Origin of the sequence: Endozoicomonas sp. 4G (genome assembly GCF_023822025.1) — a bacterium.
GTDB lineage: Bacteria > Pseudomonadota > Gammaproteobacteria > Pseudomonadales > Endozoicomonadaceae > Endozoicomonas_A.
The window spans coordinates 5217333-5243859 of record NZ_CP082909.1 but is presented as its reverse complement, the minus strand read 5'-3'; the positions used below and the strand labels follow the sequence as shown (position 1 = coordinate 5243859).

Sequence of the window (26527 nt, the reverse complement as noted above, 5' to 3'; positions counted from 1 at the left end):
TTCTGTAGCGTAGACAGACTCCTAAAGTAATGAAATATCCGCAACGTGTAAGAACAGACTGCGTAGCTGTTTCAGAAGCGCGTAGCGGTTTAAACGAATCTGCTCATCTTCAGCGTTGACCAATACTTCATCAAAGAAGCGGTCTACAGAGTCTTTCAGCGGTGCCAGACTTTCCATGGCTGCCGAGTATTGTCTCTGTTCCAGGATCGGAGCAACCTTTTCCTTGCTGTCGGCCAGAGCTGTGGCCAGAGCCTGCTCTGCGGCTTCTGTCATCAGTGCCGGATCAACAGAGTCAGGAATAACCAGGTCTCCCGCCTTAGCCAGAATATTGGAAACACGCTTGTTGGCTGCCGACAAAGTTTCGGCTTCGACCATCTGGCTAAAGCGATGCACCGCCTTAACGCGCTGATCAAAGTCGAAGGGACGAGAAGGTTTCAGAGCCTTCACAGACAGGAAGACTTCAACAGGAATCTGTTCGTCCTGGTACCAGGAACGGAAACGCTCCAGCATGAAATCCAGAACCGTTTCTGTCAGCTGCTCATTGCTGGCGGCAGGCAGCTCAACTCCTTGTGATTGATAACCTGCAATTGACTGGTTAATGAGAGCACGAAGATCCAGATCCAGCTTCTTCTCAACAATAATACGCAGGACACCGAGCGTTGCTCTTCGCAGTGCAAACGGGTCCTTATTACCAGAAGGTGGTTGATTGATGCCAAAGATACCGGTGATGGTATCGATTTTATCAGCAATGGCAACGGCGCAACCCGTCAGATTGGAGGGCAGCTCATCACCGGCAAAGCGAGGCATGTACTGTTCGTTCAGGGCGAGGCATACCTCCTGAGGTTCGCCATCGTTGGTACCGTAGTACTGTCCCATAATGCCCTGTAGCTCGGGGAATTCTAAAACCATTTCTGATGTCAGGTCAGATTTGCAGAGTTCTCCGGCACGGACAGCCAGCAGTTCCTGCCCTCCTTCCTGTTTTGCGATAAATCCTGCCAGTTTGGCAATACGGTCACTCTTATCAAACAGCGATCCCAGTTGTGCCTGGAAAACGATGGGTTTCAGGGTTTCCCTGCGTGCTTCAAGGGTGGTTTTTTTGTCCGTATCAAAGAAAAATTTGGCATCGGCAAGGCGCGGTCTTATAACCCGTTCATTACCGGATACGACCTGTTCAGGCTCCAGGCTCTCGATATTTGAAATGGTTATAAAATGGGGAAGCAGCGTTCCTTCCTGCGATGGCTCTTTTGACAGGACATGGAAATACTTCTGATGCGCCTTCATGGAAGAGATCAGGGCTTCTGCCGGAACTTCCAGAAATTCATCATCAAAACGACCAGACAGGGCAACAGGCCACTCATTCAAAGCCGCTACTTCGTCCAGCAGGTCTTCATCAATCACCGCTTCGCCACCTAATCCGCTAGCGACTTCTGTGACCTGTTGCCTGATAAGGTTGCGCCTTTCTTCGAAGCGAGCCATGACCCTGCCCTGCTCGCTCAGAAGGTGCTGATAATCGGCAGGCTGGTTAATGGTCAGAGGCTGGTTAGCATGGAAACGGTGGCCCCGGGTCTGATTACCCGATTGAAGGCCCAGGATTTCGCAATCGATCACCCGTTCCCCCATCAGCATCACTAACCAGTGAACCGGGCGAACAAACTCAGTGCGCTCTGCTCCCCAGCGCATACGCTTGGGAATAGGCAATTCATTAAGAGACTGGCGGACCATATCCGGCAGCAGTTGAGTGGTTTTGGCACCCTGCTGAACCCCGCGATAGACAAGCCAGGCACCTTTGTTGGTTTCCAGTGTTTCCAGCTGATCAACAGGCACTCCGTTAGAACGGGCAAAACCTTCGGCTGCTTTAGTGGCTTTACCTTCTGCGTCGAAGGCTGCCTTTACCGCTGGGCCACGACGCTCAAGCTGTTGATCGGGTTGTGCTGTTTCCAGCCCTTTGATTAACAGGGCCAGACGACGAGGTGTGGCAAAGGCTTCAAAGCTGTCAAAAGACAGTTGAGCGTTGTTCAGGCGATCAACAATACCTTGGGTGAAAGCGTCGGAAAGGCTTTTCAGCGCTTTGGGTGGCAGCTCTTCTGTTCCCAGCTCGACCAGGAAATCTTTTTGACTCATCACTTTTTCTCCTGTGTCTTGCCGTCTTCCAGACTGGCCAGAACTTCGGTACGGATATCGTCACTGGCCAGCGGGAAGCCGAGCTTATGGCGGGCATCAAAGTAGGCTTTGGCGACAGCCCTGGCCAGGGTTCTGACCCGCAGAATAAAACGCTGACGTTCAGTCACCGAGATGGCGTGACGGGCATCGAGAAGGTTGAAGGTATGAGACGCTTTTAAAACGTACTCATAGGCAGGCAGAGGCAGGCCCGCTGCAACCAGGCGGCTGGACTCACTTTCAAAAAAATCAAACTGCTGGAACAGCGCTTTCGTGTCAGCGTGTTCAAAGTTGAAAGTAGACATCTCTACTTCCTGTTGATGGAAAACATCGCCGTAAGACACGGTGCCCTGTGGGCCTTCAGTCCAAACCAGGTCGTAAATGTTATCCACACCCTGGATATACATGGCCAGACGCTCAAGGCCGTAAGTGATCTCACCCGTCACCGGATAACACTCAATGCCGCCCACCTGCTGGAAGTAAGTAAACTGTGTGACTTCCATACCGTTCATCCAGACTTCCCAGCCAAGACCCCAGGCGCCCAGTGTGGGGGATTCCCAGTTGTCCTCGACAAAGCGAAGGTCATGCACCATTGGGTCAATACCCAGCTCTCTGAGGGAGTCCAGGTAAAGTTCCTGAATGTTATCCGGAGAGGGTTTCATTACCACCTGGAACTGGTAGTAGTGCTGAAGACGGTTTGGGTTCTCACCGTAGCGGCCATCGGTTGGACGACGGCAGGGCTGCACATAGGCAGAGTTCCAGTTTTCCGGACCAATAGCGCGAAGGAAGGTGGCTGGATGGAAGGTACCTGCCCCCACTTCCATATCCAGTGGTTGCATAATGACACAGCCCTGGCGAGCCCAGAACTGCTGAAGGGCCAAAATAAGGCCCTGGAATGTCTTGATATCAGGTGTGCTTTGAGAAGTCACAGTACTACCTCATGGAGGCTCAAAATTAGGCTTTAATTTTCTGGAAACAGCGGCGGATTATAACGGTTTGGCTCTGGAGCGGATAGCGTTGTATCCCCACGGCATTGACGGTGTTGTGCATAAACGGGTCATCATCGCCGGAAAACTCCAAGGCGCAGGGCCATGGAGTTTTGAAGAAAATGTGGATAAGTTGTTAGCAGATGTGAATAACTTTTTTCCGTCTCAGTATTTCCAGAATGTGGGTGTGAATAATACCAGCAGCGTAAAGATTTCCAGACGACCCAGCAACATGGCAAAACAGAGAATCCACTTCGCCGCATCGGGAAGGGTGCTGTAGTTTTCAGCCGCTGCGCCCAATGCGGGACCCAGATTATTCATACTGGAAGCGACAGTAGAAAAAGCCGTCGTTAAATCAACGCCCGTGGCCATAACCGCCAGAATCATGACCGCAAACAGGAAGACATAGGCGGCAAAGAACCCCCAGACGGCCTCACCGACCCGACTATGAACGGCCTTGCCACCGAGTTTGATGGAGTAAACCGCGTTGGGATGAACCAGACGACGAAGCTCTCTTACCCCCTGTTTGAAAATCAGCAGCACCCGAATCACCTTCATGCCACCCGCTGTAGAGCCTGCACAGCCTCCGATAAAGCTGGTCATAAACAGCAGCAGTGGCAGAAATGTCGGCCAGGCTGAGAAACCGCTGGCGGCATAACCGGTAGTGGTGGCGACAGAAACCACTTCAAACAGACCGTAATCCAGGGCGTCTGCCAGATCATACGTGCCAGAGAAGTAGAGCCCCGCCACGGTAATCAATGAGACCAGTAGTAGGATCAGTAAGTAAGTACGAACTTCGGGATCCTGCCAGTAGTGGTGGGCAGATTTATTGCGCCAGGCAAAAAAGTGAAGAGCAAAATTAATACCGGCTACCAGCATAAAAAAAGTGGCCGTGGCATTAATCAGGGGCGATTCAAAATAGCCAATACTGGCGTCGTGGGTTGAGAACCCGCCAATGGCGATGGTGGAAAAACTATGGCTTACGGCATCAAAAAGATTCATACCCGCCAGCCAGTAACCCAGGGCACAGACTGCCGTCAGTGTCAGGTAGAGCAGCCAGAGTGCTTTCGCCGTTTCCTTGATGCGGGGCGTCAGCTTGTTGTCTTTTATCGGCCCTGGTGTTTCGGTCCGATAAAGCTGCATCCCCCCGACTCCCAGCATGGGCATGATCGCCACTGCCAGAACAATGATGCCCATGCCGCCCAGCCACTGAAGTTGCTGACGATAAAAGAGGATTGATTTGGGGAGCTGATCAATATTCGTCAGTATGGTGGCACCGGTGGTGGTCAGCCCCGACATGGACTCGAAGACAGCATCCGTGACACTGATGGCCGGGTCGGTCATCAACAACAGTGGCAGGGAACCCATACCGCCCAGAACCACCCAGAAAAGAACGGTGATGATAAAGCCGTCACGGGGGCGAAGATCCGTTTTGATGTTCCTGAGGGGAAACCAGAGCAGCAAACCGATGAGAAAAGTCAGGAAAAAGGTATATAAAAACAGCGCAATTTCCGATTCCCCGTAGATCATCGCCACCGCCAGAGGCGGAAGACTGGAGAAACTGAACAGCATCAAGAGAATACCCAGGACAGGCAAAACGACAGAAAATTGCATAAGACCCTGTTTTTCTAGTTCTACAGACAGCGGCCATGCTGTCTGATTTGGTTATCCATGCTAATAAATGACTGAACTGTAACCATTCAGTACAGCATTCAGAGATAGCGGTAGAGTGCTGATAAAGGTACGACTGTACTATGAGAGTGATTGCTTTAAAACAGAAAACCCGCACTATGGCGGGTTTTTACATCATGCAAGATCCAGTTTTGGATTCACTTGATCGGCTCAAGTCGCCAGGGCTTACAGGTCAAAGCCATGCCGAATCCAATTTCAAGGTTAGGTAATTCTTAGCGTAACGACAACCCTGCTGGACAATCAGTGCGTATGATATAGGACTGACTCTGCCGGTCATGAACGTTTAGGCAGGCTACGGTCATTAAAGTTGATTTTTTGCAGAACAGAAACTAAGGTTTTTTTTGGTTAGATTTGCATTCTTTTTTAATAATGAATGCATAGTGAATTATAATAGTATTAAGAATTCATAAAGAGTGTGTTTTACAGGAGTGAAGTTATGGCAATGATGACCCTTAGAAATATCCCAGATGAGCTGTACAGTGCCCTTAAGGTCAGGGCTAAACGAAATAACCGCAGCATGGTTGCCGAGGTTCGGAATATTCTCAGAGAGGTTTTACAACCTGAGGATCGGGTGTTGATGGGTGATGCTCTGGTTAATGCCGGACAGGACATCGGCCTGACGGATGAAGAAGTTGATATTCTGGAGCAAAACCGGGATAAGACGCCAGCGGAACCGGTGAAATTTTGAATGATATTACTCGACACCAATATTATTTCGGAAACCATGAGGCAGTCACCCGATACGGCTGTCGTTGGTTGGCTGAATGAACAAATAAGTGAAACGCTCTACCTGTCCAGTGTGACGCTGGCCGAATTGCTGTTTGGCATTCTGGCTTTGCCTGACGGTCGTCGGAAGCAGCAATTGAGCCAGGCTGTGGATCAATACACCACTCTTTTCAGGGGCCGCATTCTGGAATTTGATGTGGCCGCTGCCAGAGAATACGCAGAGTTGGCAGTGCTGGCCAGAAAAAGGGGACGGGGCTTTCCAGTGCCTGATGGCTATATTGCCGCCATTGCTTCCGTGCACGGATTCCGGGTTGCTTCCCGAGATGTTGCACCGTTCGAAGCCGCTAACGTCCCTGTAGTTAACCCATGGTTGGATTAAAAGAACCCTAGTCCAACCTGAAACAATTGCTCCACTTCATGAATCCGTTTCTTGTTAGTCAGAAACAGGATGATATGATCCCCGGACTCTATACGAGTAGTGTCGTGTGCAATCAACACTTCGTCGTTTCTGACGATGGCTCCGATGGTGGTTCCCGGAGGTAGTTCAACCTGCTGAACGGTTTTACCGACAACCCTGGATGAATTTTCACCGCCATGGGCAATGGCTTCAATGGCTTCCGCTGCGCCCCGACGAAGTGAGTGAACATTAACAATGTCTCCCCTTCGTACGTGTTTCAGAAGACTGCCAATGGTGGCCTGCTGAGGGGAAATGGCAATATCAATTTCGCCTCCCTGAACCAGGTCCACATAGGCAGGATTGTTGATCAGGGCCATGACTTTTCGGGCACCCAGACGTTTGGCCAGCATAGCCGCCATAACGTTCGCTTCATCATCATTGGTCAGGGCGCAAAAGACATCGGTCTCTTCAATGTTTTCAGAAATCAGCAGCTCTTTATCAGAAGCATTACCGTTGAACACCATGGCTTTGATCAGGGTTTCAGACAGGAACTGACAGCGCTCCATATTCTGCTCAATGATTTTTACCTTGAAGTCATTTTCAGCCGACTGAGCCAGGCGCAGACCGATATTGCCACCACCGGCAATAATGATGCGTTTGTAATCATCATCCAGCCTCTGGAGTTCACTCATGACGGCCCGGATATGACAGCGGTCAGCGATAAAAAACACTTCATCATCGGCCTCAATCACGGTGGTTCCCTTGGGCATGATGGCTTTGCCACGGCGGAAAATCGCAGCCACCCGGGTGTCAACGTTGGGCATGTGCTCACGCAGGTAGCGCAGTTCCTGGCCAACCAATGGCCCGCCATAATAGGCTTTCATGGCCACCAGCTGGGCACGGCCATCGGCAAAATCCAGAACCTGAAGTGCACCGGGACGTTCAAGAAGACGTCGAATGTAATTAGTCACTACCTGCTCGGGGCTGATCAATACGTCGATGGGCATGGCATCATCGGCAAACAGATTTTCCCTGTTCAGGTAGGCCGCCTGCCGTATACGGGCAATTTTGGAAGGTGTGTGGAACAGGGTGTAGGCAATCTGACAGGCCACCATATTCACTTCATCGCTGTTGGTCACCGCCACCAGCATATCGGCATCATCAGCCCCGGCCTGCTTGAGGACACTGGGAAAAGAGGCCATACCCTGGATGGTTCGGATATCAATACGATCCTGTAGCTCTCTGAGAAGCTCTCCGTTGGTATCGACAACGGTGATGTCGTTCTCTTCATTGGCCAGGTTTTCGGCCAGGGTTCCGCCTACTTGTCCGGCACCGAGAATGATGATTTTCATAGATTTTTTACTTTTTTCAGCAGGCTATAGAAAAAGCCGTCTCCTGAACCGGGTAAAACCTGTCGGCCAAAGCCGGTATCCAGTCCCCATTCCCCGGGAAGGGCTTGCAGTTCAGCATTTTCTCGTTGTTCGAGGAAGGCGGCAATCTGTTTGCTGTTTTCAGCAGGCATAATGGAACAGGTAGCATAGAGCAGTGTGCCACCGGGCTTCAGCAATGACCATAGGGTATTAAGCATTGTGCCTTGCAGTTCGGCCAGGGTATCAATGTCTTCGGGTTTGCGGAGCAGTTTTATATCCGGATGGCGGCGGATGACACCCGTTGCCGAGCAGGGAGCGTCCAGCAGAATATGATCGTAATGCTGTCCATCCCACCATAGCTCAGGCTGAGTGCCGTCACCGGTTATAAGCCGGGCTTTCAGGCCAATGCGATCCAGGTTTTCCTGCACCCGGGCCAGTCGCTTCTCATCAATATCCAGGGCATCCAGCTTAATACCCGGAAACATTTCCAGCAGCTGGCAGGTTTTGCCTCCGGGAGCACAGCAGGCATCCAGAATCCTGTCGCCCTCTTTAACGGGCAGCAGGTTGCCGGAAAGCTGAGCGGATTCATCCTGAACACTGACCACACCGTCTGAAAAGCCGGGCAGCTGAGCCACCGGCAAAGCCCGTGTCAGGGTAATGCCCTGGGGAGATACCAGGGAAGATGAAGCCTGAATGCAGTCGTCCAGTAATTTTTTCAGATAACGGTCACGCTTTATATGCTGTTCATTCACTCGCAAGGTCATGGGAGGTGACTGATTGTTAGCCCGGGCAATAGCCTGCCAGTGGTCGGGCCAGGCTTGGCGGATTTTACCGATCAGCCATTGGGGATGGGCCGTAAGACAAATGTCGTCGGATTCGGACAAGGCATTGAGCATTTCTTCCTGACGCTGGGCCGAACGAAGCACGCCATTAACCAGCCCCCGACCCCAGGCTTTCCCCATCGTTCGGGTAACCTGAACTGTTTCCCCGATAGCGGCGTGTGCTGGAATACGGGTGTAGAACAACTGATAGAGCCCCACCAGAATCAGACTGTGAAGGGTCTGCTCCTTGGCTTTCAGCGGCTTGTCCATCAGGGTGCTGAGCCAGCGATCCAGACGAAAATAGTACCGCAGCGTGCCGTAGCTGAGTTCTGCCAGCAGCGGCTGGTCTTTCTGGCGAAGGCCTTCCTGATATTCAGGTAATACCTGGCTCAGGGATTCACCGGCAACCACACGGCTGACTACCTTGGCTGCCGCCAGTCGAACGGAAGATTGTTTAGCCATCAGTTAAATTTTTTCCCTGGTACAAACATATCCCTGCGGCTGTTAAGCAGGTCCTGAACGGGCATGGCACGGCTGCCAGATAACTGCACGTTAGTGAGACGGAGTATGCCTTTGGCAGTGGCAATATCCAGGCCCGATTTGTCAGCCTTGATCAGGGTGCCGGGCATCTCATCAGGGGTTCCTTCAATAAGCTCTGCTTCCCAGACCCGAATGGCGTTTCCTTCCAGCTCTGTGGTGGCCACCGGCCAGGGGTTGAATGCCCGCACCAGGCAGTCAAGATCAGCGGCGGGTTGGTGCCAATCAATACGGGCTTCTTCCTTACTCATTTTATGGGCATAACAGGCGTAGCGGTCATCCTGCTTTTCAGCGGTGACAGTGCCTTTGGCAATGGCATCAATGGCTTGGATCAGAGCAGGTTGCCCTACTTCGATCAGACGGTCATGCAAGTCGGAAGAGGTATCTGTTGTGTGAATCGGACAGTGGGCTTTTATCAGCATATCACCCGTATCCAGACCTTCATCCATTTGCATGATGGTGACACCGGACTCTTTATCACCCGCAGCAATGGCCCGCTGGATAGGGGCTGCACCACGCCAGCGCGGCAGAATCGAGCCATGGACATTGATGCAGCCATAGGTTGGAATAGCCAGCACACTTTTGGGAAGTATCAGGCCGTAGGCCACCACAATCATCAGGTCGGGCTTGAGCGCAGCGAGCTGGTCCCGGGTGGCTTCCTCTTTTTTCAGGGACAATGGCTGAAACACCGGAATGTCATGTTGCAGCGCCAGCTCCTTCACCGGACTGGGCTTGAGTTTTCTGCCCCGTCCCGCCGGTCTGTCTGGCTGGGTGTATACAGCAACGATTTCATGCTGACCGTCCAGAACCGCTTGACTGTCCAGAACCGCCTTAAGGTGGGCGCTGGCAAAATCCGGAGTACCGGCAAAGACAATACGAAGGCTTTTCATTGGATTTTCTACAAGCTCGACAGAACGATGGGGATGACGGCGATGATAGATAAAGTCAGGGGCTGAGTAAAATCTGAGTCCCCCGGAAGTTATTTTCCGGGGGATCATCAGAGGCATTAAGCCGTGGCGAGGCGCTTGTTCTTCACCAGTTTCTTGCGAATGCGTTCCTGCTTGAGGCGGGACAGATAATCCACAAACAGCTTGCCATTCAGGTGATCCAGCTCGTGTTGTACGCAGACAGCAGGCAGTCCTTCCAGATCTTTTGAGTACTGGTTGCCATCCCTGTCCAGCGCGGTCAGTCGAACTTCAGCCGGACGATCCAGCAGCTCGAAGAATCCGGGGATGGACAAACAGCCTTCAGACAGATCCGTTAACTCTTCGGTCAGAGGTTCGAAGGTTGGATTGATCAGGACCATTGGCTCGTTGCCCTCATCGGAAAAGTCCATCACGATAATGCGCAGATGGATATCGACCTGAGTGGCCGCCAGGCCAACGCCTTTGGATTCGTACATGGTTTCCAGCATGTCGTCGACAATTTTACGAATATCGTCGTTTACCTCAGCGACGGGCTCGGCGACGGTGCGGAGTCTTTCGTCAGGGTATTGGAGGATTTCCAGAAGCGCCATGGGGATGATTCTCAAGCTTTTTTGTTGGCAAAATGCAGCTTCGGCTGTCGTGAGCTCAAAGCTGTTTGTTCGATTAAAAAGTAATTTTAAATTTCTTTTAGGTATATAGGTAGTTTTAAGTGCGAACGTTCCATTTTTAAGTGTTTATTTACGTTCAGGCGATGAGCTCACGAGGAAGATGTCTGTGTTTAAAGCGTTGCCATCGGGATAAATCATTAGATAGCCGAGAGCTATAGACGAGTGCGGCTGGACAAAGTCGAAGACAGGGAGTCAAATAAGTGTCGAGTCAACTATAACAATAACTCTCTCTCACTTGTGAACCCATAATGCAAAAAACAAAAACACTGTCGGCTATTGCTATCGCAACCGCTTTTATCTCGGGATGCTCAACCCAGCAAGCCCAGAATCCAGTTACACGACAAACTTCAGCTGTTGAACAAGAGGCTCTCTCTGAATCTGAAAAAGCGAATCAGCTTTTGGATAAGCTCTTTATGGAGAGAGTGATGTTGAGTCCCAACTATCAGACCATGTTGGGGATTAAACAAGACCAGGATAAATGGGATGACATCAGCGAGGCGGGCATTAGACGATCCCATCAGCTGAAGATTAAACAGTTAGCAATCATCAGAAACAGCATCAACCCGGAAGCATTGGATGCCCAGACTCAACTGAGCTACCGGTTGGCGGTAGCCAGCCTGGAAAATGATATTGCTGATTATCGCTGGCGTTATCACAACTATCCGGTTAACCAGATGTTTGGTGTTCACTCACGGATGCCAGCGCTGCTGATCAACCTGCACCAGATTAAAGATAAGGTGGATGCAGAAGCTTACATAGCGCGACTGCAGGCGGTGCCTGTCTATTTTGATCAGTTGCTGGATGGCCTGAATATCCGGGCAGAGATGGGTATTCTGGCGCCAAAGTTTGTTTATCCTCAGGTGATTCGTGACTCTGAAAATGTCATTACCGGAGCCCCTTTTCAGAAAGGTAAAAACAGTGTGTTACTGGCTGACTTCACCCGCAAAGTGGACCGGTTGGATCTTGAACAGGAAGAAAAGTCTCGCTTGATCAAAGAGGCTGAAAAGGCCCTGGTTGATCAGGTGGGTCCCGCTTACCGAAAGCTGATTGCCAACCTTGAATTACTGGCAGCGAAGTCTGACGATCGTGCTGGTGTCTGGAAGCTACCCGAAGGCGACGCTTTCTATCGCAACGCCCTTAAAAGAACCACGACAACGGAGCTCAGTGCCGATGAGATTCATGATCTTGGACTCTCAGAGGTCGCCCGCATTCAGGATGAAATAAGAGAGATCATGAAAAAGGTGGGTTTCGAAGGAGACCTTCAGGATTTTTATGAGTTTATGCGCACCGATCCACAATTTTACAAACCGGAGAATGAATTCGGTCGCCAGCAATATTTGCACGAAAACATCCGGTTTATTGCTGATATGAGCGCGGCCCTGGATCAGATGTTTCTGACCAAACCAAAAGCTGAGCTGAAAGTGAAACGGGTAGAAGCTTTTCGTGAAAGATCCGCCGGTAAAGCCTTTTACCAGCGTCCTGCGCCCGACGGTTCAAGACCCGGAATATACTACGCCAACCTGTTCCAGATGAAACAGATGCCCACCTATCAGGTGGAGGCTCTGGCTTATCATGAGGGCATTCCCGGCCATCATATGCAGCTGTCCATCGCTCAGGAGCTGAAAGATATCCCCATGTTTCGCAAACACACCCGTTACATCGCCTACATCGAAGGCTGGGGGCTTTATGCCGAGTATCTTGCCAAGGAAATGGGGTTCTACAAAGATCCCTATTCGGACTTTGGTCGACTGGCTATGGAGTTATGGCGAGCTTGTCGTTTAGTGGTGGATACCGGAATTCACAGCAAAGGCTGGACCCGTGAGCAAGCCATTGAATACCTGACTGAGAATACCCCCAACCCCAGGAGAGACATAAAAAAAGCCATTGAGCGTTACATTGTTATGCCTTCACAGGCCACTGCTTACAAAGTGGGTATGCTGAAGATCCTGGAATTGAGGGAAAAAGCCAGAAAAACGTTGGGCAGCGATTTTGATATCCGGGAGTTTCATGATGTGGTTCTGAAAAACGGCTCAGTCCCTCTGGATATTCTTGAGGAGCAGGTCAACCTCTGGGTGAACAAAAAAAGCAGCTGAACTGCTCAGGGTTTTTGCCACCAGGTGCTGAAGCTGGTGGTGTATTCCGGCAGCTGCTCTGGCCAGCCAAATTTGTCCCGGTGAGCCACTCTCATGTAGGTGGAGTGCCACTTTGGGATGCCGTAATAGTTCCACAGCAGTACCCGGTCCAGTGAGCGGGTCAGGGTTTGCAGTTCCTGTTGTGAATGCACTTCAGTCAGTTTCTGAAGCAGTTGATCCACAACAGGATGGTCAATGCCAGCAAGATTCCTGGAGCTGTTGTCATTGGCCCGGCTGGAATGGAAATAATCGATCAGCTCGGTACCCGGTGAGAGCGTTTGCGGCAGTAACTGGGCAATCATGTCAAAGTCCCGGGATCGCATTCTGGCGTAATACTGGCTGGCGTCCATGACCGTATATTTCATGGTGATGCCAATAGACTCGAGGTTTTTCTTGAAAGGCAAGAGGTAGCGGTCAGTAGCGTGGTCGTTTTCAATAAACTCAAAAACAAAAGGTTGTTGAGTCATATTGTTGACCAGCTGATTGTTTTTCAGGGACCAGCCTGCCTCATTCAGTAGGGAAAGGGCTTTTCTCTTTTCAGTTCTTAGCTGCCCATCTCCAGACGTTACTGGAAGCAAAAATGCCTGACTGGCAATCGGGTTCGGTAATGAGGGCGTTAATGACGATAATAGCTTCTGCTCAGCCGGAGTTGGCGTATCAATAGCGCCCAGGGAGCTGTTGGGAAAGTAGCTATGAGAACGACGGTAGGCATTGTCAAAGATCACCCGGTTCGTCCATTCATAATCAAACATCAGGGTTATCGCCTGACGAACCCGGACATCCCTGAATAATGGACGTCGTGTATTGAAAAAGAAAAAGCTGCTGCCATAAGCCATCCGATGGGGAATGGTTCGTTTTTTTATGCGTCCGTCGATGACAGCGGGGAAGTTGTAAGCGTTCTTCCAGTTCTTGGCGACGACCTCAAGATGCAGATCGTGGCCACCGGTCTTGAAGGCTTCCATAGCCACCTGAAAGTCACGGTAGAAATAGATGGTTACCGTGTCGAAATTGTATTTTCCTTTGTTGACGGGTAAGTCCCTGCCCCAGTAATCCTTGACTCTTGAGAATACAATAAGCTTGCCGGGTTCCACACGGCTGACCCGGTAAGGGCCGCTGTTCAAAGGCGGAGTCAGGGTTGATTTGTCGATGGCCCTGTTCTTCCAGAAGTGGGCTGGCAGAACAGGTAGCTCGGCGGCATGAAATAACTGTTGGCGGGAACCCGGTTGCTTAAAGTTAAAGCGGACTTTTTTCTTGCCCAGTGCTGCCACCGACGCAATAGAGTCCAGCTGCATTTTGTATCGTGGGCTGCCTTTGTCACTGAGGGCTTTGAATGAAAAAAGCACATCTTCCGAAGTGATTTCATGCCCGTCGTGAAAACGGGCTTCGGGGCGAAGGTTGAAGATAATCCATTGATTATCATCCGGGTATTCAACGCTTTCAGCGATTAACCCGTAGGCCGATCGGGGTTCATCTCCCGAAGGTGCATACTGCCCTGAACCCACCATTAATGGCTCATTCAGCTCAGTGAAGCCGTAACGCATGTAGGCGAACGAAGGTAACCCGGAAAGCGTATTGCCCTGGGGGGCGTATGGGTTCAGTGAGTCAAAGGTGCCGTGGGCAAACAGGCTGATTTCACCACCTTTAGGTGCCTGTGGATTGACGTAGTCAAAGTGTCTGAAGCTGGCGGGGTATTTAAGATCGTGAAACCGCGACAGGCCGTGAGACTTGTGGATTGTCACTTCCCCAAAGAGTGGCGAGCTGAGCAGTAACAGCCAGCCTGTCAGATACAGTTCTGGAAACAGTCCTTTTGAGTTCATTCTGCTCCTGGCAACCAGCCATCTCTCATAACCTGTTTGTAGGCCCACGGGCATTCTTTTGGAAAAGTCTTTGCTGGAAGGCCAGTTTGCTTAACCGCCAGTGCAACCGCTCTTTTATAGGCCTTGCTGTACAGTTCAGGCAATTTAGGGTTAAGGCTTGGGTTTTCCAAAAGCAGCTCTTCAACATCTTCCCTGTGGAGAATAATGGAGTCTTGCCAGCTCCTTGATTGATGCTCAGGTTGATAGTGCCATTTGAGGAGATGCATGAGTAATTGCTTCAGGTGGCTGGTGAGTGACCGGGGCTCATGCTTACCCATATCGTCGACTTCCTCAATGAGATTTTCCAGGTCAAGCTGGTCAAACTGCCGGTTTATCAACAGCTCTTTTTGTTGTTTGACCCATTGGTAGTAATCAGTTTTGTATAAGTTTTCCATATATCACCTCCCTAGCTCTAGCTACTCTAATGTAGGCAAAAATCAGCGAGTTGGATAGTTCCGGGATTTGCTCAGCAGGTACAGAAAGGCCGTTGCTGGTCGAGAATAATAGTGATTTAGTCTTGCAAGGGATTGGGAACTCATGAGAAGCGCATTACTGGGCGTTCTACTACTCTGCCTGTGGTCATCAGGGATGGCTTATGATGGCCCGATCAAGGCTGATTCTCCCCAGGATTACCTGGTAAAAAAAGGGGACACGCTCTGGGATATTTCCAACCGTTTCCTGAAAAGCCCCTGGCTGTGGCCTGAAATCTGGCACGCAAATCCTCAGATTCATAACCCCGATCTTATCTTCCCTGGAGATCTGGTGAGCCTGATCTACATCGATGGTCGCCCGAGGTTGACGATTCTTCGTCGTGGCCATAGTGGCAGAACCATCAAGCTCAGCCCGAAAGTCAGAACCCTGCCCGCGCAAGCGGCTATTCCTGCTATTCCGCTCAGCGCAATCGATGCCTTTCTCAAGAGCAGCCGGGTATTTACCTCTAAACTGGCGTTGGACGGTGCTCCTTATATATTTGCTTCCAGACAGGAACGAATCATCAGCGGGGCGGGCGACAAGGTTTATGCTCGGGGGCGAATCGGTTCTTTGGATAAGAATCTCGACATTCTTCGAGGCGCAGACATTTTGAGGGATCCTGACAGCGGTGAAATATTGGGTATTATCGGTCATAAAGTTGCCGATGCCTCCCTGCAAAAAGTAAACAATGGCATTGCCAGTCTCAAGATCCGGACAAGTCTGCAGGAAGTGAAGCCGGGTGATAAAGTGGTACCGGCAGACGTCTTCAATCTGCAAACCACTTTTTTCCCCAGGGCACCTGATGCCCCGGTGACAGGCAAAATTGTTTCTGTTGTTGATTCTGTGGAAAAAGCCGGTCAGTTCAGCAGCGTCATTATTAATCGGGGTTTCCGGGAAGGCTTGCGTCAGGGCGATATACTCAATGCCTACAAGAACCTGAAGGCTAAGGATCAAGTCAGCGGTGAAATGGTTAACCTGCCTCCTGAGAGAGCGGGCATGATCATGATTTATCGACCTTTTGAAAAAGTGAGCTATGGTATTGTTTTGACTGCCTATGAAGAAATAGGTGTAGGCGATACTCTTAAAAGCCCCTGAGATACCATGACTCAGCAATTCCATGATGCCAACTGGCAGCTGTTATACAAATGGCTGCTGCTTTCATTTCAGCCCGGATTAGGGGCTGTTCGCTTCAACAGTCTGATCCGGGAATTTGGTTCAGCAGACGCTATTCTGTCAGCCTCTTATCAGGCATTGAGAATGGGGCTGCCGGAAAAACTGGCAGCGCAACTATCAGGAAATCCTGAAACTCCGGATATTGTTAAGCGTCTGAACCATTGTCGAGCCTGGCTGGAAGCCAGCACCGCTCATCACATTATTACCCTGCAATCGCCGCAATACCCGGTGGCTCTGAAAGAATTAAGTGACCCTCCTCCCCTGCTCTACGTGATCGGAAATATCGATTTATTGAATGAGCCTCAGCTGGCGATTGTCGGTAGCCGCCGACCCACTCCCCAGGCCCGCCGACTGGCCCAGGAGATGGCCAGAGACCTATCCCGAAAAGGGCTGGTCATTACCAGCGGCATGGCACTGGGAATTGATGCCGCTGCCCATCAGGGCGTACTTGGCAGTTATGGCAGCACCATAGCGGTTCTGGGAACCGGGGTGGATGTGATTTATCCAAGAAGCCATGGCGACCTCTACAAGGCCATCGCCATGCAGGGCGCCGTGGTGAGCGAATTTCCCCTGGGGACGACGGCTAACCCCGGACATTTTCCAAGAAGAAATCGCATCATCAGTGGCTTGTCAGCCGGTGTGCTGGTGGTTGAGGCTGCTCTTAACAGCGGTTCACTGATTTCCGCCCGACTGGCTGCTGAGCAGGGACGGGAAGTGTTTGCCGTGCCGGGTTCTGTGTTAAATCCTCTCAGCCGTGGCTGCCATAAGCTCATAAAAGAAGGGGCAGTTCTGGTTGAGTCGGCTGAGGATATCCTGATTGAATTGCAGAGCTATCTCAGAGCGCTTGTGGAATCTTCTCCTGAACCCGAACCCATCAGTCCTGACTTATCAGGGGTTCAGCGAGTCATCCTGGAAAATATCAACGGTGAAGCCGTCAGTGTGGATCTGATCTGCCAGGTATCGGGGCTCTCGTTTGATGAAGTGTCTGTTATTTTGACGGAGATGGAGCTGGAGGGGTTTATTGAGTCGGTGTCAGGGGGGTATATCAGAACAGGTTAGCTCTTTCTCATTAAAAAACGATCATTTTTCCAGTCGCTCATAATTTATCCCATGATTTTCCAAATGCCCATTCGCTCAAACGCAGAACTCTTCATATAATCTACCCCGAGTCACCTACCTATAACTACACGACTTACAGGAGCGTTAGATGGAAGTCGGCATTATCATGGGTTCAAAGTCAGACTGGCCAACAATGAAACGGGCAGCAGAAATGCTGGACCGGTTTGGCGTCTCTTATGAAACCCGGGTGGTTTCAGCACACCGGACCCCCCAGCTGTTGGCTGACTATGCCACAGGTGCTAAAGAGCGCGGTCTTAAAGTCATCATTGCAGGCGCGGGCGGTGCAGCGCACCTGCCGGGTATGGCAGCTGCTTTTACCAGCCTGCCGGTTCTGGGCGTACCGGTTCAGTCCAAGGCCCTGAAAGGTATGGATTCATTGCTGTCTATCGCCCAGATGCCTAAAGGGATTGCTGTTGGAACGCTGGCTATTGGCGAGGCTGGTGCGGCCAATGCTGGTATTCTGGCCGCTCAGATCATTGGTACGCACAACGAAGCGGTTATGGCTAAGATAGAAGCTTTCCGTCAAGAACAAACCGACACGGTTCTGGCTAATCCCGATCCGGCTGAGGACTAATCTGATGCAGGTTTTAGTGCTGGGGGCCGGTCAGCTGGCGCGAATGATGTCACTGGCTGGCGCACCGCTGAACATTCAAATCAGTGCTTACGACGTAGGCAGCAAAACAGTGGTTCACCCGCTGACTCAAATGACCACCGGTGATGACCTGGAATCGGCGATCAGGCAGGCTGATGTGATTACCGCAGAATTTGAGCACATCCCCCTTGATATTCTGGCTATCTGCGAGAAAAGCGGTAAATTCCTGCCTTCTTCAGAAGCCATCAAAGCCGGTGGTGACCGCCGTATTGAGAAAAAGCTGTTGGATGATGCGGGTGTGAAAAATGCCCGATACTCTGTCATCCAGTCTTATCAGGACTTCCAGACAGCGATTGAGCATGTGGGCGTACCCATGGTGCTCAAGAGTGCCCTGGGCGGTTATGACGGTAAAGGGCAATGGCGGTTAACAGAGGTCGGACAGGCCGATGCTGTCTGGGCAGAAATGGCGGAATGTATCGCAGCAACTGAACATCAGGCCATTGTTGCCGAACAGTTTGTGGCTTTTGATCGGGAAGTCTCACTGGTCGGCGCCCGCAGTGCCGATGGCACGGTTGCGGTCTACCCTCTGGCCGAGAATGTTCATACCAACGGTGTGCTGAGTCTTTCCACGGCAATCACCGATCAGGCTTTGCAGGAACAGGCAAAGCAGATGTTTATTGCTGTGGCTGAGCTTCTGGGCTATGTCGGAGTGCTGGCTCTGGAGTTTTTTGATGTCAATGGTTCCCTGCTGGTCAACGAAATAGCGCCAAGGGTTCACAACTCCGGGCACTGGACTCAGCAAGGGGCTGAAACCTGTCAGTTTGAAAATCACCTGCGTGCGATTTGTGCAATGCCCCTGGGCAGTACCCGTCTTATCCGTGAAACCACCATGATCAACATCCTGGGTGAAGACACGCTTCCTCAAGCGGTGGTTGCTATGGAAGGGGTTCATGTTCACTGGTACGGCAAAGGCAAACGACCCGGACGCAAGATGGGTCACATTAATGTGTGTGGCGAGAATACTGACAGTGTGCAAAGCAAGCTCCGTGATCTGATGCAATGGCTCGATCAGGCAGCCTATCCTGCGTTAAACTCCGCCACTCGCTGATCAAGTTGATAAAACGCTATGTCTAAAGTTCAGGCTGTTATCGAACAGGGCGGTGTCATCGCCTACCCCACAGAGGCAGTCTGGGGGCTCGGATGTGACCCCTGGAATCGGGACGCTGTTAATAAGGTGCTGGCGATCAAGCATCGTCCCGTTGAAAAAGGGTTGATACTGGTTGCTTCCTCTCAACAACAGTTGGCTCCTCTGCTCGCTAACCTGACCGAAGTACAGCTTGAAACTTTATCAGCCCATTGGCCCGGCCCTTACACCTGGTTGCTGCCAGATCCTGACCAATGGACACCGGACTGGGTTCGTGGAGCCTTCGATACGGTGGCTGTCAGGGTCAGTGCCCACCCGGTGGTTAAAAAGCTCTGTGAACAGGCCGGGCAGCCACTGGTATCCACTTCTGCCAACCGGGCAGGAGAACCCCCTTTAATGACAGAGCAACAGGTTCAGCAACAGATGGGGAACCAGCTGTCCCTGATTGTTGCCGGTGAAACCGGCCCACAGACCGAACCCTCTGAAATTCGTGATCTTCGGACAGGACAACTGATCCGGGCTGGTTGATTCCGGCTCTGTTAAACTTGCTTCTCTTTTTTATCCAGCCAGCTCAGGGAGTATTATGGTGACTGATGCCCATACTGGAAAAACCACCCGTTCAGAAAACAGCAGCGAACAGGTAGAGCACGTCAGGCAATACCTGTTGTCTTTACAGGACACTATCTGTAACGCCCTGGAAAAAGAAGACAATGGTACTGTTTTTCGTGAAGAAACCTGGGACTACCACGGTGGCGGTGGTGGCCGTGCCCGGGTGATTGAAGGTGGCTCTCTGTTCGAAAAAGGGGGGGTGAACTTCTCTTACGTGAAAGGCGACAAACTGCCCCCTTCCGCCACAGCGAAAAGACCCGAGCTGGAAGGTCGCAGTTTCCAGGCCATGGGTGTCTCTCTGGTCATTCACCCAAGAAACCCGTTTGTGCCGACCTCCCACGCCAATGTTCGTCTGCTGATTGCCGAAAAAGAAGGCGCTGATCCGGTCTGGTGGTTTGGTGGCGGTTATGATCTGACGCCTTATTATGGTTTCGAAGAAGACTGCCAGCACTGGCATCAGGTGGCCAGATCGGCCTGTGAGCCCTTTGGAGAAGAGGTTTATCCTCGTTACAAGAAATGGTGTGACGATTACTTCTTCCTGAAGCATCGGAATGAGCCCCGTGGTATCGGCGGTTTGTTCTACGATGACCTCAACGAATGGCCCTTTGAACGCTGTTTCGAGTTTATGCAGGCGGTGGGCAACAGCTATATCGAAGCGTATCTGCCCATTGTCCAGAAGCGTAAAAACACAGAATACACGAAACAAAACCGTTATTTTCAGGAGTACCGGCGGGGGCGTTACGTTGAGTTTAATCTTGTGTACGACCGAGGCACACTATTTGGCCTGCAATCCGGCGGGCGCACCGAGTCTATCCTGATGTCCCTGCCACCGGTTGTGCGCTGGGATTACAACTGGCACCCGGAAGACGGGACGGAAGAGGCTCGTTTGTACAATGAATTTCTGAAACCAAGAGAGTGGGTCTGAGATAGAAAACATTATGGCCATACCTGTTGATCACTACGCTGTGATGGGAAACCCCATTGAACACAGCAAATCGCCCAAAATTCATGCGATGTTTGCCGAGTCCGTCAGGCACAGGCTGAGTTACAACGCCCAGCTGGTTCCCGTTGATGACTTTGAGGAGGCCGTAAAACGTTTCTTTGATAATGGTGGCTACCTGGGTCTCAGTGTCACGGTTCCGTTTAAAGAGCAGGCCTGGCAGCTATCAGCCGTGCGAACGGCAAGGGCTGAAAAAGCGGGGGCCGTGAATACCCTCTGGGTGGATGACAAAGGTGTTCTCAATGGCGACAACACCGATGGGCTGGGTCTGGTTCAGGATCTGACGGTCAACAATGGTGTTTCAATCAGGGACGCGCGGGTGCTGGTTCTCGGGGCTGGTGGTGCGGTAAGAGGTGTCCTTGAGCCGATCCTTGCCCAGGAGCCATCGGAGCTGGTGATTGCCAATCGAACGGTCAGCAAGGCCGAGACCCTGGCTGGCCTGTTTCCGGAGCAACTCGTAACAGTTTCCGGCTTTTCAGAACTGGAAGGTTTTTTTGACATCATTATCAACGGTACTTCCGCCAGTTTGCACGGCGACCTGCCCCCTGTCCCGTCATCCGTGATTGCTCCTTCAACCTGCTGTTACGACATGATGTATTCAGCGTCTCATACCGTATTCAATCAGTGGGCCCTGGATCAGGGTGCAGGAACGGTTATTGATGGTCTGGGTATGCTGGTGGAACAGGCCGCAGAGCAATTTGCTATCTGGAGAGGGGTTCGCCCGGAGACCACTCCTGTTCTGGAAATGCTGAGAAATGAGCTTTCCGGTGGCTAAATGACCCAGCAACCAAACTCCGCACTTGTGCCAGACCTGCAAAAAGGTGACCTCCTGTTTCAACTCCGCAAGGGGGGAGAGCAGGAGTGGGCTACCAGTAGACTGTTTGCTGGTCACAATGGCATGGCTCTGAATCATGTGGCCATGGTAAGGAGCAGCGGGGAGTTGGTTGAAGCGGTTATGCCAAAGGTTCAGACAATAACCCTGAATCAATTTATCGGGAAATCTGTTTGTGATGGACTGGGACGACCTTGCATTCTGGTAGCTCGTCTCAAGTCCCCATGGCTTCCTTTAGTGGATAAAGCTTTGGCCTTCGTGGATGAGCAATTACATATTCCTCACAATGATGGTGTCTCTTCGGAAGATCATGCGCAATCCGATATTGGTGGTCGAATCTGTTATTGCAGCGATCTTGTTTTGGAAGCGTTCAGGTTGGCTAACAAGGGAGAACCGATATTTCCGGAAGCAGGCTCACATCCTGCCCTGCTCTCATCTTCCAACAGGCTTGATGTGATCAGAGTGATAGGACAGCTTCCTGCCAGACAGGCCGCCAGCGAGCAGCTTGTCTGAGCTGAATGTTTGTCAACTGTCTTTTGATTGAGATGCCTGCAAATAAAGCATCTCCAGCGCAATCGTAGCACCCGCCAGTGCGGTAATATCGGCGTGATCATAAGCCGGTGCGACTTCAACCACATCCATACCGACAATATCCAGTCCCTGCAAACCTCTCAGTAGCTGTAAAGCCCGGTCAGAGGTCAGGCCGCCGCAAACCGGTGTGCCGGTGCCCGGAGCATAAGCCGGGTCCAGACAGTCGATATCAAAGGTCAGATAAACACGACGATCACCTGCTTTTTCACGTATGTTGCCGATGATCTCCGCTACAGGAGCACCGTTAACGTAATTGGCATCAAGAACATTGAAGAGCGTATTCTTCCGGTCGTAAGTGGTGCGAATACCAATCTGGGTCGAAACGGAAGCGTCAATCAACCCTTCAGTCTGGGCATGGTAAAACATGGTTCCATGGTCGAACTGGCCACCCTGATCATAGTCATCGGTATGAGCATCAAAATGGATCAGTGCCAAAGGGCCATGATGTTTGGCGTGGGCTCTTAGCAAAGGCAGGGTAATAAAGTGATCACCGCCAAACGTCAGCATACGTTTACCAGCAGACAATAACTGGTCGGCATGTTGGAACAGGGCATCGCTCATATCCTGGGCGTTACCGCATTCAAACACCAGGTCACCGCAGTCAGCTATGGATAGATGGTCTTTCAGGTTAAAGAACCAGGGCCAGCGTTTGCCTTCCCAGGCCAGATTAACGGAAGCCTTGCGAATAGCCTCAGGACCAAAACGGGCACCACTGCGTCCTGTTGTTGCCAGATCAAAAGGAATGCCGGTAATAATCAGGTCAGCATCGGACTGAACAGGGTCGAAATCCAGAGGCCGTCGCAAAAAGCCAAAGGCATTGGCGTAGAGAGAGTGATCTTCCTTTTTTTTCAGTGTTGTCATAATGTTTTTCCCGTCAATTCAACGGCCTTTACCGGGCGCTGATCTTTGTGCTGGTAATGATTGAAACTCATATCATAGCCGCACTTCAGAGGCAGACGGCATTCCGTCAGACAACTGAACTTGCCATTTTCACGCAGGGGAGCCGGTGTATTAAAGCCAATCAGATCCCAGCTGCCCGGGCACAGGGCTTCCAGCAACTTTTCCAGAATGGCGGTGTCCTCCATATTCAGGTTGGTTTCAAAGCTGACATAGGAGCTTTCCTCCTGAGGCGTGATATGGAAAGTGGCGTAACGATCACCCCTGATGGCGTTGAGAGAGTAACCAAAAGGTTCAAACAGCCAGTCACTGAGATCAAAACCCGGCAGGATTTCATCCAGTCTGAGTAATTTCCGGATGCCTTCAATGGTTTGCCCTTCACTGCGCAGGTACTGAGCCGCGGTTCCCTTGATGTGATACATCAGTAATTCGCTGGTCTGGTCGTCGTCCTGGGGCTGATAAGGACGATTCAGATGGAAAATATAGTTGTGATGACTGTCCAGACTGCCAACGCGGAATGCGCTGCCCTCCAGTTCCGACTGAATCCGATGAATGTCCTGCTCAAAAGAAGTTTTCTGCAGATGTGACAGGTACTCATTCTTGCGCTGGAAGCTGGCAAACAGAATATGCCTGTCGGCGATGTGCTCCAGAAAGTACAGGAAGGCATCGGCCAGGGTGGTGGTGCCACAGGTCAGCATCAGGAAACGGTCTTTCCAGACAAAGAGACTGGATTCAGATAGCAGGTAGGCGTCGCAATAGTCATTGCTCAGGGTCGTCAGAATTTCCGCCTGAGCCTTGGCGACAACAGCAGACCAGAAGTCTTTGCCCAGCTCACGCAGCGAGCCTGCTTCAGCTGCTGTAATGACTTCTACTTTTTTTTCAGAGCCTTCGAAGAACATCACAGCTCATTTCCTCCAAGGTGTTCAAGGTAGGTGTAGCCTTTAAGGCCTGCTTCCAGTTCTGCCAGCACCTGAGCCCGGTTTGATTCTGGCAGGTACTCTGCCACCAGTTTCTGATAGGTATGCAGGAAGCTTTCTGGTTTCAGGTTCACGTAATTAAGAACATCTTCGACGGTGTCTCCGGCCTGGAAATCAAACATCTCAATCAATCCCAGGTCCGTGACACGAATGGATACTGTGTCGGTGTCGCCAAATAAATTGTGCATGTCCCCCAGAATTTCCTGGTAGGCACCGACCAGGAAAATACCAATCATATAAGGCTTGTCCGGATGCCACTCAGGTACGGGCAAAGTGGTTTCAATCCCCTGGCCATCAACGTACTGGTCAATGGTGCCATCGGAATCACAGGTAATATCCAGCATAACCGCACGCTTTTGGGGAGGTCGGTTGAGGCCGGAAAGCGGCAATACCGGGAACACCTGGTCAATGCCCCAGGCATCGGGCAAAGACTGGAACAGGGAAAAGTTGACGTAGAACTTGTCAGCCAGTTTTTCACTCAGTTCATCGATCAGCGGTCTGTGGGAACGGTTTTTATGAGACAGTCGTCTGGACAGCTCATAACAGATTCTCAAATTAATACTTTCAGCCCAGGCTCTCTGTTCCAGATCCAGCAGGCCCATTTCGAACTGGGAATGAACCTCGGAAAGGTCACTCTGGGTATCGTGGAACAGCTCAACCTGTGCCCGTTGCTCAACCCCTTTGACCAGGTCTTCCCAGGAGCGCCACATATTATGGAGCAGTTGCGGCGCTTCTTTGCCCGGGGCCGAAAGTTCTTCCGGCTCGTAGCTTTCAACACCCACTACGTCAGTGATCAGGACCGCGTGGTGCGCCGTCAGGTTTCTACCCGACTCGGAGATAATTCTTGGTACCGGAATGTTTTGCTCAGCGCAAAGATCCCCCAGGGTATAAACGATATTGTTCGCATATTCCTGGAGGCTGTAGTTCATGGAACAGGAACTCTGGCTTCGGGTACCTTCATAGTCCACAGCCAGACCGCCACCCACATCCAGACAATGGATCGGTGCACCCAGACGACACAGTTCGGTATAAACCCTTGCGCACTCGCTGATACCCTTGCGGATATCACGAATATTCGACATCTGGGAACCCAGATGGAAATGCAGCAGCTGCAAGGAGTCCATATTGCCATTGTCTTTGAGCCGCTTGATGACATTCAGTACCTGACTGGCAGACAGGCCAAACTTGGACTTTTCGCCACCGCTGGCCTGCCATTTGCCCTGGCCCTGGGACGCAAGGCGAACACGAAGGCCCAGTCTTGGGGAGACACCCAGTTCCCTGGCCTCCTTCAGCACCATTTCCAGCTCAGTGATTTTTTCCAGGACGATGTAGACCTGATGCCCGAGCTTTTCACCGATCAGCGCCAGACGAATATATTCCCTGTCTTTGTAGCCATTGCAAACAATGACAGAGCTGGCGCGCTTGGCCATGGCCAGTACCGCCAGCAGCTCAGGTTTACTGCCACACTCAAGGCCCAGCTGGCGATCCTGTCGGGCGGACTGACAGTCCAGAATCTCTTCGACCACGGCCCGCTGCTGATTCACCTTGATGGGATAAACCGCCAGATAATCATTGCCATAGCCATATTCCCCAATGGCCTGGTTAAAGGCGTCGCACAGTGTGTTAACCCGGTCATGAAGAATCTCCGGGAAACGCACCAGGATCGGCAGTGACGCACCTTTGCGAACCAGTTGAGCCGCAATATTATTGAGACTGACCGCCGGTCTGCCCTTAGGCAAATAGACGACTTCGCCATTGTCGTTAATATCGAAGTATCCCTGGCTCCAATAGCGGGCATTGTAGGTGGAGCGTGACGCTTCCACGCTCCATTCGCTGTTTGTGGGCTCAAGGCTGTCTATGCGCTCAAGGTTGTCAATGGGCTCAAGGTTGTCAGTTGAGACTTCCGGAAAGCCGGGTATTGCTGGGTTAGTCATGGACCTTCTGTATCGCCTTTTCTACGTATCCGGGTAGAGCAAACGCTGCCTTATGGATAGCGGGAGTGTAATACCGTGTTTCGACTCCACAGGTTGCAAAACGTTCAGTCACTGTTGCCAGAGAAATGTGACGGGCTTCAGGGTTTTTGGCACCCCAGGCAAAAGTCATGATACCGCCGACGTAGGTGGGCACAGCGGCGCTGTAGAAGTAGCAGTCTTTCATATAATGACCCAGACGGCGGGTGGTGGTTTCCACTTCGTCCAACTGCATAAAGCAGACGCCGTTCTGGGCGACAAAAATGCCATCTTCTTTCAGCAGGCGTTGGCAGCCTGCATAGAAGTCTGAAGAGAACAGTACTTCACCGGGACCAATGGGGTCTGTGCAGTCAGAAATGATAACGTCAAAACTGCCGTCGGGGGTTTGTTCTCGGTTACTGACAAAGTGGATGCCGTCGTCAATCACCAGGTTGGCTCTTGGATCTTCATAGGCACCGGCGGAGTGATTGGGCAGCCACTTTTTGCACATCTCGACCACCGCGCCATCGATTTCCACCATGGTGACGTGCTCAACGCTTTTGTGCTTGAGCACTTCACGCAGGATACCCCCGTCACCCCCGCCGATAATCAGTACCCGCCGGGCATTGCCGTGGGTCAGGATAGGCACGTGAGTCATCATTTCGTGATAGATGAACTCATCTTTTTCTGTGGTCTGGATCACACCGTCCAGCGCCATCATGCGACCAAACAGTTTGTTGTTGAAAATAACCAGGTGCTGGTGTTCGGTTTTCTGCTCGAACAGCATCTCATCGACAGAAAAACTCTGGCCGTAGCCATCATAGAGGGTCTCAAGGTATGTGTTGTCTTTCAGCATGATGCCTTTCCTTATAAAACCGATCTTAATAACGGGAAGGTCCAACCAG

24 protein-coding genes are annotated in these 26527 nt (G+C 51.4%); 11 read left to right on the top strand and 13 right to left on the bottom strand.

Going from position 1 to position 26527, the window contains the following annotated elements; all coding sequences use genetic code 11:
• Nucleotides 1–21 precede the first annotated feature (21 nt).
• From glyS to K7B67_RS20740, 3 genes are all read right to left on the bottom strand, one after another.
• Nucleotides 22–2121 (bottom strand): glycine--tRNA ligase subunit beta, encoded by a 2100-nt coding sequence (glyS, locus tag K7B67_RS20750; protein WP_252177757.1) that lies wholly within the window; start codon nucleotides 2119–2121, stop codon nucleotides 22–24.
• A complete protein-coding gene (gene glyQ / locus K7B67_RS20745; protein WP_252177756.1) occupies nucleotides 2121–3086 on the bottom strand; it encodes a glycine--tRNA ligase subunit alpha in 966 nt (321 codons plus the stop codon). Before glyQ ends, glyS begins: the two co-directional genes overlap by 1 nt.
• A gap of 222 nt (nucleotides 3087–3308) precedes the next feature.
• Nucleotides 3309–4757, bottom strand: coding sequence for a TrkH family potassium uptake protein (locus tag K7B67_RS20740; protein WP_252177755.1), 1449 nt, complete (start codon nucleotides 4755–4757; stop codon nucleotides 3309–3311).
• Between the two features lie 514 nt (nucleotides 4758–5271).
• On the opposite strand from K7B67_RS20740, the gene K7B67_RS20735 reads away from it, so the two are divergent.
• A complete protein-coding gene (locus K7B67_RS20735; protein ID WP_252177754.1) occupies nucleotides 5272–5523 on the top strand; it encodes a plasmid stabilization protein in 252 nt (83 codons plus the stop codon).
• Complete coding sequence (locus K7B67_RS20730; protein WP_252177753.1) at nucleotides 5524–5940, top strand: type II toxin-antitoxin system VapC family toxin; 417 nt, start codon at nucleotides 5524–5526, stop codon at nucleotides 5938–5940.
• On the opposite strand, the gene trkA is transcribed toward K7B67_RS20730, so the two are convergent.
• The 4 genes from trkA to def all read right to left on the bottom strand — a co-directional run bounded on the left by trkA (nucleotide 5937) and on the right by def (nucleotide 10202).
• The gene (gene trkA, locus K7B67_RS20725) at nucleotides 5937–7310 is read right to left on the bottom strand and encodes a Trk system potassium transporter TrkA (protein ID WP_252177752.1); all 1374 of its coding nucleotides are present in this window, start codon (nucleotides 7308–7310) and stop codon (nucleotides 5937–5939) included. The genes K7B67_RS20730 and trkA overlap by 4 nt on opposite strands.
• Nucleotides 7307–8611 carry a 16S rRNA (cytosine(967)-C(5))-methyltransferase RsmB gene (gene rsmB, locus K7B67_RS20720; protein ID WP_252177751.1) on the bottom strand — a complete coding sequence of 435 codons (1305 nt, stop codon included), beginning with the start codon at nucleotides 8609–8611 and terminating at the stop codon, nucleotides 7307–7309. The genes trkA and rsmB overlap by 4 nt, the downstream gene beginning before the upstream one ends.
• Entirely contained in the window at nucleotides 8611–9576 is a 966-nt protein-coding gene (fmt, locus tag K7B67_RS20715) for a methionyl-tRNA formyltransferase (RefSeq protein WP_252177750.1), read from the bottom strand. The genes rsmB and fmt overlap by 1 nt, the downstream gene beginning before the upstream one ends.
• A gap of 116 nt (nucleotides 9577–9692) precedes the next feature.
• A complete protein-coding gene (def, locus tag K7B67_RS20710) occupies nucleotides 9693–10202 on the bottom strand; it encodes a peptide deformylase (RefSeq protein ID WP_252177749.1) in 510 nt (169 codons plus the stop codon).
• Between the two features lie 326 nt (nucleotides 10203–10528).
• Here def and K7B67_RS20705 point away from each other — a divergent pair, with 326 nt between their 5' ends.
• The gene (locus K7B67_RS20705; RefSeq protein ID WP_252177748.1) at nucleotides 10529–12373 is read left to right on the top strand and encodes a DUF885 domain-containing protein; all 1845 of its coding nucleotides are present in this window, start codon (nucleotides 10529–10531) and stop codon (nucleotides 12371–12373) included.
• Nucleotides 12374–12378: 5 nt separating this feature from the next.
• Here the strand turns inward: K7B67_RS20705 and K7B67_RS20700 are convergent, their stop codons facing one another.
• A complete protein-coding gene (locus tag K7B67_RS20700) occupies nucleotides 12379–14229 on the bottom strand; it encodes an extracellular solute-binding protein (protein ID WP_252177747.1) in 1851 nt (616 codons plus the stop codon).
• On the bottom strand, nucleotides 14226–14663 hold the full coding sequence (locus tag K7B67_RS20695) for a DUF29 domain-containing protein (protein ID WP_252177746.1): 438 nt from the start codon (nucleotides 14661–14663) through the stop codon (nucleotides 14226–14228). The genes K7B67_RS20700 and K7B67_RS20695 overlap by 4 nt, the downstream gene beginning before the upstream one ends.
• 142 nt (nucleotides 14664–14805) lie before the next feature.
• Between K7B67_RS20695 and K7B67_RS20690 the strand changes: the two genes are divergently transcribed.
• The 8 genes from K7B67_RS20690 (at nucleotide 14806) to K7B67_RS20655 (ending at nucleotide 21721) form a co-directional block, all read left to right on the top strand.
• Nucleotides 14806–15834 carry a LysM peptidoglycan-binding domain-containing protein gene (locus K7B67_RS20690; RefSeq protein ID WP_252177745.1) on the top strand — a complete coding sequence of 343 codons (1029 nt, stop codon included), beginning with the start codon at nucleotides 14806–14808 and terminating at the stop codon, nucleotides 15832–15834.
• Nucleotides 15835–15840: 6 nt separating this feature from the next.
• Nucleotides 15841–16971 carry a DNA-processing protein DprA gene (gene dprA / locus K7B67_RS20685; protein ID WP_252177744.1) on the top strand — a complete coding sequence of 377 codons (1131 nt, stop codon included), beginning with the start codon at nucleotides 15841–15843 and terminating at the stop codon, nucleotides 16969–16971.
• Between the two features lie 148 nt (nucleotides 16972–17119).
• Nucleotides 17120–17605, top strand: coding sequence for a 5-(carboxyamino)imidazole ribonucleotide mutase (gene purE, locus K7B67_RS20680; RefSeq protein WP_252177743.1), 486 nt, complete (start codon nucleotides 17120–17122; stop codon nucleotides 17603–17605).
• 4 nt (nucleotides 17606–17609) lie between these two features.
• Nucleotides 17610–18731: a 5-(carboxyamino)imidazole ribonucleotide synthase gene (locus K7B67_RS20675; protein ID WP_252177742.1), complete on the top strand. Its 1122-nt coding sequence runs from the start codon at nucleotides 17610–17612 to the stop codon at nucleotides 18729–18731.
• Nucleotides 18732–18749: 18 nt separating this feature from the next.
• On the top strand, nucleotides 18750–19295 hold the full coding sequence (locus K7B67_RS20670; protein WP_252177741.1) for an L-threonylcarbamoyladenylate synthase: 546 nt from the start codon (nucleotides 18750–18752) through the stop codon (nucleotides 19293–19295).
• A 55-nt stretch (nucleotides 19296–19350) separates the two neighbouring features.
• Nucleotides 19351–20301 (top strand): oxygen-dependent coproporphyrinogen oxidase, encoded by a 951-nt coding sequence (gene hemF, locus K7B67_RS20665; protein WP_252177740.1) that lies wholly within the window; start codon nucleotides 19351–19353, stop codon nucleotides 20299–20301.
• A gap of 13 nt (nucleotides 20302–20314) precedes the next feature.
• Entirely contained in the window at nucleotides 20315–21151 is an 837-nt protein-coding gene (gene aroE / locus K7B67_RS20660) for a shikimate dehydrogenase (RefSeq protein ID WP_252177739.1), read from the top strand.
• The gene (locus tag K7B67_RS20655) at nucleotides 21152–21721 is read left to right on the top strand and encodes a YiiX/YebB-like N1pC/P60 family cysteine hydrolase (protein ID WP_252177738.1); all 570 of its coding nucleotides are present in this window, start codon (nucleotides 21152–21154) and stop codon (nucleotides 21719–21721) included.
• Nucleotides 21722–21733: 12 nt separating this feature from the next.
• Here K7B67_RS20655 and speB read toward each other — a convergent pair whose 3' ends face one another.
• From speB to speE, 4 genes are read right to left on the bottom strand one after another with little or no spacing between them, the layout of a single operon-like run.
• On the bottom strand, nucleotides 21734–22660 hold the full coding sequence (gene speB / locus K7B67_RS20650) for an agmatinase (RefSeq protein WP_252177737.1): 927 nt from the start codon (nucleotides 22658–22660) through the stop codon (nucleotides 21734–21736).
• On the bottom strand, nucleotides 22657–23595 hold the full coding sequence (locus K7B67_RS20645) for an S-adenosylmethionine decarboxylase proenzyme (protein WP_252180621.1): 939 nt from the start codon (nucleotides 23593–23595) through the stop codon (nucleotides 22657–22659). Before K7B67_RS20645 ends, speB begins: the two co-directional genes overlap by 4 nt.
• Nucleotides 23595–25607 carry a biosynthetic arginine decarboxylase gene (gene speA / locus K7B67_RS20640; protein WP_252177736.1) on the bottom strand — a complete coding sequence of 671 codons (2013 nt, stop codon included), beginning with the start codon at nucleotides 25605–25607 and terminating at the stop codon, nucleotides 23595–23597. Before speA ends, K7B67_RS20645 begins: the two co-directional genes overlap by 1 nt.
• Nucleotides 25600–26478, bottom strand: a complete 879-nt coding sequence (gene speE, locus K7B67_RS20635) for a polyamine aminopropyltransferase (protein WP_252177735.1) — start codon at nucleotides 26476–26478, stop codon at nucleotides 25600–25602. The genes speA and speE overlap by 8 nt, the downstream gene beginning before the upstream one ends.
• Between the last annotated feature and the right edge of the window lie 49 nt (nucleotides 26479–26527).